The sequence below is a fragment of the Demequina sp. genome (assembly GCF_016278775.1).
Taxonomy (GTDB): Bacteria; Actinomycetota; Actinomycetes; order Actinomycetales; family Demequinaceae; genus Demequina.
This window is the reverse complement of the sequence record NZ_JADQBF010000039.1, coordinates 1-12,112: the sequence shown is the minus strand read 5'-3', so window position 1 is coordinate 12,112 and position 12,112 is coordinate 1. Positions and strand designations below refer to the sequence as shown.

Sequence of the window (12,112 nt, the reverse complement as noted above, 5' to 3'; positions counted from 1 at the left end):
CGTCTCGGGACACGCTCGCGGCCATCGCCGACCTTGCAGAGGCGGCCGGCTCCGACCGCATTCGCCTCACGCCGCTCCAGAAGATCCTGGTGCTTGACGTGCCCCGCGACAAGGTCAACCACGTGGTCAACGGACTGCGCGCGCTCGAGCTCGAGTCGAGCCCCGGCGAGTTCCACCGCAACGTGATCGCCTGCACGGGAATCGAGTACTGCAAGCTCGCCATCGTGGAGACCAAGGCGACCGCCCGCGAGGTGGTCAAGAAGCTCGACCTCGCCTTCCCTGACATCGACACCCCCATCTCCGTTCACGTCAACGGCTGCCCCAATTCCTGCGCCCGCGTGCAGGTGGCTGACATCGGCTTCAAGGGGCAGTTGGTGCTGGACGACGCGACGGGCGGCCAGGTACCCGGCTTCCAGGTGCACTTGGGTGGCCGCTTGGGACTCGGCGAGGACAACGACTTTGGCCGCAAGTTGCGTGGCCACAAGGTCACGGCCGACGGCATGCCCGAGTACATCGAGCGCGTCACCCGCAACTACCTGGCCACTCGCCAGGTGGACGAGCCGTTCGCACAGTGGGCGTTTCGGGTGGAAGAGGAGGCGCTGCGGTGATCATGGATCCCATCAGCGGCCACCTCACCCTTCTCAACCCCACCGAGTGGACCGAGGCAAGCGTCGCCGACGTCAACGCCAGACTGGAAACGGCGTCGGCCGCGCACGTCGCCGACTGGGCTGTCGCGACGTTTGGCGAAGGACTCATCGTCGCGTCGTCGATGCAGGACACGATCCTGCCGCACCTGTTCTCCGCCCGCTTGCCGGGTGTCGAAGTGCTGTTCCTGGAGACCGGCTACCACTTTGCGGAGACACTCGCGACGCGAGACGAGGCGGCGCGCCGCCTGCCCATCACCGTGGTCAACGCGCTTCCCGCCCAGAGCGTCGCGGAGCAGGACGCCCAGTACGGCGCCCGGCTGCACGACCGCGACCCCAACCTCTGCTGCGCCTTGCGCAAGGTGGAGCCACTGAACAGGGCCCTTGCAGGGCACGACGCCTGGGTCACCGGCGCGCGCCGTGTCGACGCTGTGACGCGCGCTGAGTTGCCCGTCGTCCAGTGGGATGCGAAGCACGGTCTGGTCAAGATCAACCCCTTGGCGCTGTGGAGCGACGATCAGGTCGAGGCGTACCAGGCCGATCACGACCTCCCACGCCACCCCCTGGTGGCCCAGGGCTACCCGAGCATCGGCTGCGCGCCATGCACGCGCGCGGTGGCGCCCGGCGAGGATCCGCGTGCTGGCAGATGGTCCGGTCAGGGCAAGACGGAATGCGGGATCCACACATGAGCACCACGTCAGTGAAGGCAGGACTCAGCACCCTAGAGGCGCTCGAGGCCGAGGGCATCCACATCCTGCGCGAAGCCGTCGCGACGGCCCGCAAGCCCGTGATCCTGTTCAGCGGCGGCAAGGACTCCGTCGCCGTGCTGCATCTTGCGACCAAGGCCTTCTGGCCGGGCCGCGTGCCCATCGAGCTGCTGCACGTGGACACCGGTCACAACTTCGACGAGGTGATCGCCTTCCGCGACGCCACCGTCGAACGCCTTGGGCTTCGCCTCAAGGTGGCCAAGGTGCAGGACTACATCGACGACGGCCGCTTGCGCGAACGCCCAGACGGAACCCGCAACGCCCTGCAGACCGTGCCCTTGCTGGAGGCCATCTCCGACGGCGGCTACGACGTCGTCTTTGGAGGCGCCAGGCGCGACGAGGAGAAGGCGCGCGCCAAGGAGCGCGTGGTGTCTCTGCGCGACGAGTTTGGCGCGTGGGACCCGCGCAACCAGCGACCGGAACTGTGGAACCTGTACAACACGAGGCACCTGCCAGGCCAACACGTGCGGGTCTTCCCCCTGTCCAACTGGACCGAGTTGGACGTGTGGCGCTACATCGAGCGTGAGGCGATCGAGTTGCCAGCGCTGTACTACGCACACGAGCGTGAGGTGTTCGAGCGCGATGGGCTCCTGCTCACACCCCACCCTGCGCTGTCCCGCCGCGACACCGAAGCCCTCGAGCGGCGCGTCGTCCGGTACCGCACCGTGGGGGACGCGAGCTGCACCGGCGCCGTGGAGTCCCCCGCCGCGAGCGTCGCCGACGTGATCGCCGAGGTGGCGGCCACCCGCATCACCGAGCGGGGCGCCACCCGCGCCGATGACAGGGCCAGCGAGGCCGCCATGGAAGACCGCAAGAAGGAGGGCTACTTCTAGTGACGGCCATCGCATCGGCGCCCGTCGCCCCCGACTCCCGCCAGACCTCCCTGCTGCGCTTCGCCACGGCCGGTTCCGTCGACGACGGAAAGTCGACCCTGGTGGGTCGCCTGCTGCACGACACCAAGTCGATCCTTGCCGACGCGTATGCGGCGGTTGAGCGCGTCACCCGCGAGCGCGGCGGCGCAGGGATTGACCTGGCCCTGCTCACCGACGGGCTGCGCGCCGAGCGTGAGCAAGGCATCACGATCGATGTGGCCTACCGCTACTTCTCCACTCCCCAGCGCACCTTCATCCTGGCCGACTGCCCAGGGCACGTGCAGTACACCCGCAATACCGTGACGGGCGCCTCCACCGCCGACGCGCTGGTGGTGTTGGTCGATGCGCGCCACGGTGTCCTGGAGCAGACGCGGCGCCACCTGGCAGTGGCGGCCCTGCTGCGCGTGCCGCACGTGATCGTGGCGGTCAACAAGATCGACCTGATCGACTACGCGCAACAGCCATTCGCGGCGATTGAGGCGGACGTGGCGGAGCATGCTCGCCGCCTCGCACTGTCGATCATCACGGTCCCCGTGAGTGCGCTCGAGGGAGACAACGTGGCAGTGCGCTCCGAGCGCACGCCCTGGTACTCCGGGCCCACGGTGCTCGACCTGCTCGAGACCCTACCGAGCGTGGACGAGGCCGAACGCGCCGCCGCGGCCGGCGGATGGCGACTGCCTGTCCAGTACGTCTTGCGCCCCCAAGACGCCGCGCTGACGCCCGAGCACCGCGAGTATCGCGGCTACGCGGGCCAGGTCTCGCAGGGGGTGATTCACGTGGGCGACGACGTGGTGGTGCAGCCATCTGGGCGGCGCACCATGGTGGCTGGCATCGACACCGCCGACGGTCCCCTCGCCGAGGCGAAGTCGGGACAGTCCATCGCGATTCGGCTGGCTGACGAGGTGGACGTGGCGAGAGGCGACCTCCTGAGCTCCGCCAGCGATGCCGCGATTCCCGTGAAGCACCTCGACGCGCACGTGGCGTGGCTCGCCGACCGCCCCTTGCGCCTGCGCGAGCGCGTGCTCGTCCAGCACGGCACGGCGTTGGTGCAGGGCATGGTCACGGGCATATCGGGGGTGCTCGACATCACGCTGCCCGGCGGAACGCTCGACTCGAGCATCGTGCCTGGTGATTCGCTCGCCCTCAACGACATCGGCGTGGTGACGCTGTTGCTGGCGCAACCGCTGGCCATCGAGGACTACGGCAGCCACCGACGCACTGGTGCCTTCGTATTGGTCGACCCTCAAGACGGAGCGACGCTGGCGGCCGGCACTGCCCGCGCGGCTGCTCCGGGCACCGGTCAAGACGGGTACCTGAGCATCTGATGAGCGCCTCCGTCCGGCTCGACGCCGTCACACAGGCCTTCGCACGCCGCGGATCTCACCGCGCCGCGCTGGCCGAATTGTCGCTCGACATCGCGGCGGGCGAGCTCGTCGCCGTGGTCGGTCCCTCTGGTTGTGGCAAGTCCACACTGCTGGACCTGATCGCCGGCCACGCACGGCCCGCGACGGGTTCCGTCACCGTGGGCGGCGTGCCCGTGGCGGGACCCGGCCCGCAGCGCATGCTCGTGTTCCAGGAGCACGCGCTGTTCCCATGGCTCACCGTGCAGGCGAACGTGGAGTTTGGCTTGAGATCCGCTGGCGTGGCCCCCGACCGCCGCGCCGCGACCGCCGACGAGTGGATCGCGCGCGTCGGCCTGGCCGACGCCGCCCACCTGCATCCGCACGAACTGTCTGGCGGCATGCGCCAACGCGCCGCTCTCGCGCGCGCCTTCGCGCTCGCCCCTCAGGTGCTGCTCATGGACGAGCCCTTCTCTGCGCTCGACGCCCCCAGCCGCGACCGCCTCCACGTCGAGCTCCAGGACTTGTGGCGCGAGACCGGCACCACCATCGTGTTTGTCACCCACAACGTGAGAGAGGCCGTGACGCTGGGGGACCGCGTCGTGGTGATGTCGTCTGGGCCGGGCCGCGTCATCGCCGAGGTTGCCGTCACCCTCCCCCGCCCCCGCGTCGTCGAGTCTGGCCGGGTCGTCGACCTGGCCCAGCATGTGCGCGGATTGCTCGACGAGGCTGACCAGATGGGCATCTCCGCGCCCCGCCATGGACGGGACGGCTATGTCAGCATCTAGGACGGCACCCACACACCCCTCCGTGGATCACCACCCATCTACGGGGCACTCGCGCAACCGGCGCACCTGGGGCGCCCTACCAGTCGTTTCTGTGGGAGCGGCGTTGGCGATGATCTGGTGGCTGGCGTCGCTGGCCGCCGACGCCCTGCCAGGACCAGGCGTCACGGCAGCGGCGCTCGCCGACATGGCCGCCGATGGCCGCCTGGTGTCAATCGTGTGGCGCCTGGCCGCCTTCATGGGGGCATGCTTCGCTATTGCCGTGGTGCTGGGCGTCGCTGGCGGCCTCGCGATCGGCATGTCGCGCGCCGGGGATCGAGGGTTGTCACCGTACTTGGCCGCCCTGCAAGGAATGCCGACGTCGATGTGGATCCCCGTGGCCGCCATCGTGCTGGGAACGGACGTGTGGTCTCTTGGTGCAGTGGTGACGCTCGGCGCCGTGCCGGCGATCATGCTGGGCACGCGCACGGCCGTGCGCAACGTGCCCCCCTTGCTGCTGCGCGCAGGTCGCACCCTTGGCGAAAGCGGCACCTCGCTCGTGAAGCGCGTCGTGCTCCCCGCCGCTCTGCCAGGCATCATGACGGGCGTGGAGCTGGGATGGTCGATCGCCTTCCGCTGCTTGGTTGCAGGAGAGATCTTCTCCGGAGCGTTGTCAGGCACCGGCATCGGCACCGTCATTTCGCGGTCTCGGCAGACGGGTGACCTCACCGAAATGATGGCCACGATCATCATCGTGCTGGCCTTCACCGTGCTGATTGACCGTCTCGTCTTCAGCCGCGTTCAGTCGCGACTTCGCACCCGCCGGGGCCTCGTGGATGCGGGCCTGCCCCACTGATCGCGTTCACGGCGCACCATTGCGCCTGTGGCGTAGGTCACATTTTCGGCTGGTGGCAACCGGGACTTTGTGCTTACATTGGACACGTCCGGGCCATGCTGCCCGGCGGTGTGTCTGATCCTCGCGCACCGCAAGGCGCCCAAGACGGCGTCATCGCCAACGTTGGCGAGTCCTCACTCGAACTTGCAACGACTGCGCGCCTAAAGAGGGGTTCCCCATCATGACTGATTCCACAAACGTGCCACCGTCCACCACTGTTGACGCGCCGCCGAGTGCCTCCGCACGCGCGATGGGTGGTGCCCCGTCACCCGTGCTCACGCTGATCGTGCTGCTCTCGACGATCGGCATCCTGGTGTACTCGGCGTTCCTCCTGAATCCTGCGCATCGTGGCGACGTGATCCCGTACGTGGCGGTGATCATCGCCGAATCCGTGCTGGTGTTCCACGCGCTGCTGTCGATGTGGACCATCTTGGCCGGTTCAAGCGACCCCCGGGATTTCGACTACTACCGCACGCACAGCAAGCTGTTCGAGCGAGGGTCAAAGGGTCCGCAGTCTCAATGGCCGCTGCTGATCAAGGGAACCGAACGCACCGTCGACGTGTTCATCACCACCTATGGTGAAAGCCCCGACGTGATCCGCAAGACGGTGACAGCCGCGCTCGCTATGCGAGGCCGCCACACCACGTGGGTGCTCGACGATGGCAAGAGCGACGAGGTACGCGAGTTGGCTGCGGAACTTGGTGCCCGCTACGTGCGTCGCCTCAGTTCCGGCGGCGCGAAGGCGGGAAACATCAACCACGCGCTGACGCTCGCGAAGGGCGAGTACTTCGCGATCTTCGATGCGGACTTCGTCCCGGACGAGTCATTCCTCGTGGAGACCGTCCCGTTCATGGTCGACCCCAAGGTCGCCTTCGTGCAGACACCCCAGACGTTCGACAACCTGCACACCACAGTGGCGCGCGGCGCTGGCTATATGCAGACCGTCTTCTACCGCTTCATTCAGCCCGGTCGCAACCGTTTCAACGCGGCCTTCTGCGTGGGCACCAACGTGCTGTTCCGCCGGTCAGCGATCGAGGATGTCGGTGGGATCTATACCGACTCGAAGTCGGAGGATGTGTGGACCTCGATCCATCTGCACGAACGCGGTTGGCGCTCCGTCTACATCGCCGATGTGCTCGCTGTTGGTGAGGCGCCAGACACGATCGAGGCCTACTCCAAGCAGCAGCTTCGGTGGGCGACCGGCGGCTTCGAGATCATGATGACGCACAACCCACTGAGCCGACGCCGCAATCTCACCATGGATCAGCGGATTCAGTATTTTGTCACTGCCACCTTCTACCTCACCGGCATCTCACCGATGATCTTGTTGCTGGTGCCGTCGCTCGAGATCTACTTTGACTTGCGGCCCGTGACCGCTTCCATCAGCGTGTTGACCTGGTTCCTGTACTACGCCGGGTTCTACGCGATGCAAATCCTCTTGGCCTGGTACACGCTGGGCTCGTTCCGTTGGCAGACGCTGACGCTCGCCATGGTCTCCTTCCCGATCTACGTGAAGGCCCTGTACAACGTGCTGACGGGCCGCGACGTGGGGTGGCAGGCGACGGGCACTGCGCGCAAGAACTCTCCCTACAACTTCGTCGTGCCGCAGATCCTGTTCTTCCTCTTCCTGTCGCTCACCAGCATGGTGGCGGTCTACCGCGATATCTCGAACGGCGTCGCCACCCTGGCCATGGCGTGGAACGTCACCAACACGTTGATCCTTGGTGCATTCCTGCTCGGGGTGGTCCGAGACGCCCGATTGCTGCGTCGCGGCATCCCCGACACCAGCGCCACAACACCGTCGCAACCCCCTGCCCCGCGCACCGTCGTGGCCCGGCCCAAGGAACACCCCACCGACTTCCCCCCGGTCTATGAGCCCGCGACCCTCGCCAGCACTGGCCCCGCTTCCCAAAGGAACACACCATGACCTGGACCAACCGTTTCCGTCTGCTCTTCGGCGTCATCGTCGTGCTCGTGCTCGTGGCGGGCGCCACCTTCGTCTTCACCCAACGCCAGGCGCAGGTAGTCAGCGTCAGCGCGCAGATTGTGGCCGAGACCTACGACGTGGGCGCCGACTACCCCGGCGTCGTCACCCATCGCTATGTCGAGGTGGGCGACCACGTGGAGAAGGGCGAGCCCTTGTTCGCGGTCGAGAGCCTGCAAGTGGCCCGCGACGTGGAGTCCGGCCTACTCGATGCCGCCAGGGACGACGTCTCGGCCGACGGCACGCTGACGGTGCGGGCCGCTGTACCTGGCACGGTCCGCACGTTCGATATCAACGAAGGTTCCTATATCTCCTCTGGCGTGGTGGTCGCCACGATCGAGGAAGATGACTCGCTCAGCGCCCGCGCGGAGTTTGTGCTTGCGCCGCGCGACTTCGGTCGCATCGAGGAGGCCGCGGCTGTCGAGCTGCTCTTGCCGGACCAGCGTGAGATTCCCGGCGCCTTGACGGACATCTCGGTGGAAACTGTCGAAGGCGACGCGCACATCACCGCCACCATCTCCAGCGACGGGTTGATTGAGGGTGACGCGAACGGCCTGGTCCGCGCAGGCACGCCGCTCGAGGCGCGGCTGCACTTGCGGGACGACGGCCTCCTTGCGGGCATGCGCGATGCCGCCGTTGACTTCATTCGCAAGCTCGGACTGTAGCCGTGGCTGGCCTCACGCGCGCCACCACGGTGGCGCTGATGTCGGTGTTGGCTCTCGCGGCCTGCACCGGTAACACCGTCAACCCCACGCCAAGCCCCACAGAGGCGAGCGCGGGCGAGGTCGCTCACGATCAGATTCTCGAGGAGCGCACCGTCGCCGAGCTTGACGCCTTTCGGCTAGCCGACGGCGTGATGCCGCCCACCAACCGGTGGTACTCCTCCCTCGCGTTCGGCGAGGGCTGCCTTCCGGTGTACCCGCGCCCGCTGTCCGTGAGGGTGTGCGAGGGCGGAATCAGTATGGGCGTCACCACTCCCGTCGCGTCCGAGGACGCCATCATCGCCGCCGCAATGGACGACGTCACCGTCACCTTTGACGGCGCCGACGGGTTGGGTGAGGTGACAGCAGCCGACTCCGTAGGGGCGTCGCTCGCGATGGGTCCCGCCACCGTCACCATCGCGCAAGGGTGGCCGGCCGTGGGAATCACCGCCGACGCCGACCTCACGGCCCAGTTGTCGGTCGCCTTCTCCGAGGTGTCGGAAGGCGTGGCCGCGGCCACCGTCGCGGGCAACGACTACGGCATCGTTCTCGCCAACGGCAGTGTCGATGGCACCGTGCTGTCGCTGAGTAACGGAGGCGCCGCGGCGATCTTTGCGGTTCCAGACGGCGTCGACGTCGCAGAGTTCGCTCAGGCGCTAGGGGCGGGCCCCCCTGACGTGAGCGTGGCGTCGAGCCTTGAGGGCTTCGCGGCCACCACCACCGTGACATATGGCGACTCGCCCACCGTCGTGGTGATGCCCGCCGCCCGCGCGGCGTCGTCCGGGCAGTCCTGCGAACTCGGGACGTACGCCACGATCGAGGGCCCCTATGCGGTGTGCTCGGCGGCTGAGGTCTCGTGGGACGTTCCGCGCATCGAGCCCTCTGCCACGCTTGACCTTTCCGAGATCACTGAGCAGGAACGCGCCACCCTCGTCTCGACGCTGCAGGCCGAGTCCGCTGCCGATTTCGAGTTCCCTGCCGACAGCTATTTCGGGTCCAAGGCGCTGTTCCGGTTGTCAAACCTGGTGCAGATCGCCGATGCTCTCGGCGAGACGGTGTTGGCGGACAGCCTAGCTGCCGAGCTCGCCGAGCAGCTCAGGATGTGGGGGGACCCAGAGGGCTGCGCCGCGCGCGATGAGAAGTGCCTGGTGTACGACCCCGTGACCAGAGGCGTCGTCGGTCTCGCGCCCTCCTTCGGTTCGGAAGAGTTCAACGACCACCACTTCCACTACGGATACCTGCTGTACGCCGCCTCCGTGGCCGTGGCGCGCGACGAGGGCCTCGCCGACGACATTGGGCCGGCGTTCGACCTGTTGGCCGACGACATTGCCTCGCCGGCCACCACGGCCGACTTCCCGCAGTGGCGCTCCTTCGACCCCGTCGCTGGGCACTCGTGGGCATCCGGCTTCGCCCCGTTCGCCGATGGCAACAACCAGGAGTCCAGTTCCGAGGCGGTGGCCGCCTGGAACGCCGTGGCACTGTGGCGCGGCCTGAGGGGCGACGACGAGGCGGCTACGGTAGCCGAGTGGATGCTGTCCGCAGAGGCGGAGGCCGCGCGGCGCGTCTTCCTGGAGCCGGACCTGTCCGCGTTCCCGGAGTTCGACCACCAGACCATTGGCATCCACTGGGGCAGCAAGCGCGACTTCGCCACGTGGTTCAGTGCGGAGCCCAACGCGATCATTGGGATTCAACTCATCCCGTCGCCTCCCATCGCAGTCGACTACTACTCGTTGGTGGCGCCTGGGACGGTGGCCGCCACGCTCGAGGAGGCCAGCGGCGAGGGTTCCGGGTCGCAGTTTGCCGACTTCCTGCTGATGTACGCGGCCACGCAGTCCGACGCCGACGCCGACGCCGCGTGGGATGCCGCCGTTGCCCTTCCTGAGGAGACCATTGACGACGGCAACTCGCGCACGTACATGCTGGCCTGGATTGCCGCCTTGCGCGACTAGCGCCGTCCCCGGGGCGGGCTTCGCAGCCCGTGTCAGGGGATGCGGCTAGCGTCTGGCGCATGGCGGCAGACGCGGATGTGACGCAGGTGGAGATTCGGCCAGCGACCGTTGGGCGGTGGGATGACCTGCGCGTGATCCTTGGCCCCAAGGATTTGGACACTCCCAGTTGTTGGTGCCTGGCCATGCGCGTCAGTCAGTCTGACCCGCGGCTCAAGGGGCTGAAGGATGACAGGACCGCGTTTGCCCGCGCCCGCGTGGCCGTGGCGAAGGACCTCTGCGCTGCGGAAACCCCGCCAGGAGTCCTCGCCTACGTCGACGGCGAGGTGGTGGGCTGGTGTTCGGTGTCTCCCAGGGCGTCGTACTCCCGGCTTGCCACGTCCCGCGTGATCCCTCACGTGGACGACCAACCCGTGTGGTCCGTCGTGTGCTTCGTGGTGCGTGCGGGCTGGCGGCGGCGTGGTCTGGCAGGGCACCTGCTTGAGGGGGCCGTTGAATTCGCCAGAACACACGGAGCGACCATTGTCGAGGGCTACCCCGCCGACAACCGGGGCGACAAGATCGACGTCGCCTCCGCGTACATCGGCACGCGGACCCTGTTCGAGCGGCACGGCTTCACGTGGGCCTCCGATACCTCATCGGTGGGAGGCGGCAAACCGCGGGTCATCATGCGCCGGGCGCTCTAGGGCGTTGTCGCCAACGTCTGGACCCCATCAACAGGGGCCAGTGCGACGCATGGCGGACTGCCCCAGCGGTGCCAGACTGGCGCCATGACAGAAGCGCTTGACCGCCGTGGCCTCGCTTACGGCGCGAGCGCGTACGTGGTGTGGGGCCTGTTCCCCATCCTCATGGCGGCACTCAAGCCCGCAGGGGCGTTCGAGATCGTGGCGTGGCGCGCACTGTCGTCTTTGCTGGTGTGCCTGGCCATCCTCGCCGCGCTGGGCGCATGGCGGAGGCTACGGGTAGTCGCGCAACACCGCCCAACCCTGCTGCGGCTCTCGGCGGCCTCGGTGCTCATCGCGATCAACTGGGGCGTGATGGTCTATGCCGTGGTGACGGACCGCGTGGCCTCGACGTCGCTCGGCTACTACATCAACCCGCTGATCACGGTCGGACTGAGCGTGTTCCTGCTGCGCGAGCGCCTACGCAGGCTGCAGGTGGTCGCCATCGCGCTGGGAGGCGTGGCCGTGGCCGTCATCGCAGTGGAGATGGGAGAGCTGCCATGGATCTCGCTCGTGCTCGCGTGCTCCTTCGCGCTGTACTCACTGATCAAGAAGGGGGTGGGCGACCGCGTCGACGCGCTCAGCGGGCTCACCGTGGAGACCGCAGTGATCGCGCCGGTCGCCCTCGGCGTCCTGTGGGTGGTGGGGGCGCAAGGCGACGCCACCTTCCTGGCCCGCGGGGCCGACGGCCTGGGCTGGTGGCATGACATCATGATGGTCGCCACCGGAACGTGGACCGCCGGCGCGCTGCTCGTCTTCGCCGCTGGCGCGCGCAGACTGCCGCTGGCCATCACCGGGATGCTTCAGTACATCGCGCCCAGCATGTCGTTCGTGTTGGCCGTGTGGTACTTCCACGAGGACATGCCGACTGGCCGGTGGATCGGTTTTGGGATCGTGTGGATTGCCCTCGTGGTGTTCAGCGTCGACGCGTGGCGCGTGCGTCCCGTATCTCGGCGCAGGGCGGCTGGCATTGCCCGCGCCAGCGAGCAACCGGTGACCGAGCCGCTGTAGATCAGCGCACACCAGCGGGCCCTGACGGCCGCTACAGGACCGTCGCGATGAGCATGCCGTCGTAGTCCTTGCGGCCCACCGTCTGCAGCACGGTCGCTTCGACGCGTGCATCGCGTGCGGCCAACTCGACCACCGCTCGTGCGCCCGCCGCAGACTCCTCCGTGTTGTCGGTGTCGGCGATCGCCCCGCCGCGCACCACGTTGTCGACCACGATGATGCTGCCAGGCCTCGACACTGCGAGCGCCGCCTCGAAGTACGCCGAGTTGTTGCGCTTGTCCGCATCGATGAAGGTGAGGTCAACCGGCGCATCGTCCGCGAGCGCCGCGATGTTGTCCAGCGCCTGGCCCATGCGGATCGTCACCTTGTGCCCCACACCGGCGGCGTCGAGGCTGGCGCGCGCCACCTCGGCGTGACCGGCGTCGCGCTCGTGGGTGATGACGCGGCCGTTGGCCGGTACTGATCGAGC

At 67.7% G+C, this 12,112-nt stretch carries 11 protein-coding genes and 1 pseudogene; 11 read left to right on the top strand and 1 reads right to left on the bottom strand.

Annotation, left to right across the window (positions count from 1 at the left end; genetic code table 11):
* The 11 genes and pseudogenes from QZZ33_RS05855 to rarD form a co-directional block, all read left to right on the top strand.
* A pseudogene (locus QZZ33_RS05855) lies at window positions 1-608 on the top strand (nitrite/sulfite reductase); the annotation flags it as partial.
* A gap of 2 nt (window positions 609-610) precedes the next feature.
* On the top strand, window positions 611-1,333 hold the full coding sequence (locus QZZ33_RS05850) for a phosphoadenylyl-sulfate reductase (RefSeq protein WP_291378833.1): 723 nt from the start codon (window positions 611-613) through the stop codon (window positions 1,331-1,333).
* The gene (gene cysD, locus QZZ33_RS05845) at window positions 1,315-2,244 is read left to right on the top strand and encodes a sulfate adenylyltransferase subunit CysD (RefSeq protein ID WP_291378832.1); all 930 of its coding nucleotides are present in this window, start codon (window positions 1,315-1,317) and stop codon (window positions 2,242-2,244) included. Before QZZ33_RS05850 ends, cysD begins: the two co-directional genes overlap by 19 nt.
* Entirely contained in the window at window positions 2,244-3,608 is a 1,365-nt protein-coding gene (locus QZZ33_RS05840; RefSeq protein ID WP_291378831.1) for a GTP-binding protein, read from the top strand. Before cysD ends, QZZ33_RS05840 begins: the two co-directional genes overlap by 1 nt.
* The gene (locus QZZ33_RS05835; RefSeq protein WP_291378830.1) at window positions 3,608-4,411 is read left to right on the top strand and encodes an ABC transporter ATP-binding protein; all 804 of its coding nucleotides are present in this window, start codon (window positions 3,608-3,610) and stop codon (window positions 4,409-4,411) included. Before QZZ33_RS05840 ends, QZZ33_RS05835 begins: the two co-directional genes overlap by 1 nt.
* A gap of 109 nt (window positions 4,412-4,520) precedes the next feature.
* A complete protein-coding gene (locus QZZ33_RS05830) occupies window positions 4,521-5,243 on the top strand; it encodes an ABC transporter permease subunit (RefSeq protein ID WP_291378829.1) in 723 nt (240 codons plus the stop codon).
* Between the two features lie 220 nt (window positions 5,244-5,463).
* Window positions 5,464-7,209: a glycosyltransferase gene (locus QZZ33_RS05825; protein ID WP_291378828.1), complete on the top strand. Its 1,746-nt coding sequence runs from the start codon at window positions 5,464-5,466 to the stop codon at window positions 7,207-7,209.
* Window positions 7,206-7,931, top strand: a complete 726-nt coding sequence (locus QZZ33_RS05820) for an HlyD family efflux transporter periplasmic adaptor subunit (protein ID WP_291378827.1) — start codon at window positions 7,206-7,208, stop codon at window positions 7,929-7,931. Before QZZ33_RS05825 ends, QZZ33_RS05820 begins: the two co-directional genes overlap by 4 nt.
* A 2-nt stretch (window positions 7,932-7,933) precedes the next feature.
* Window positions 7,934-9,916, top strand: coding sequence for a glycosyl hydrolase (locus tag QZZ33_RS05815; protein WP_291378826.1), 1,983 nt, complete (start codon window positions 7,934-7,936; stop codon window positions 9,914-9,916).
* A gap of 59 nt (window positions 9,917-9,975) precedes the next feature.
* Window positions 9,976-10,599, top strand: a complete 624-nt coding sequence (locus QZZ33_RS05810; RefSeq protein WP_291378825.1) for a GNAT family N-acetyltransferase — start codon at window positions 9,976-9,978, stop codon at window positions 10,597-10,599.
* An 84-nt stretch (window positions 10,600-10,683) separates the two neighbouring features.
* A complete protein-coding gene (gene rarD / locus QZZ33_RS05805; RefSeq protein WP_291378823.1) occupies window positions 10,684-11,646 on the top strand; it encodes an EamA family transporter RarD in 963 nt (320 codons plus the stop codon).
* Between the two features lie 31 nt (window positions 11,647-11,677).
* Here rarD and QZZ33_RS05800 read toward each other — a convergent pair.
* The coding region (locus QZZ33_RS05800; RefSeq protein ID WP_291378821.1) for a class I SAM-dependent methyltransferase at window positions 11,678-12,112 on the bottom strand (435 nt) is incomplete at its 5' end.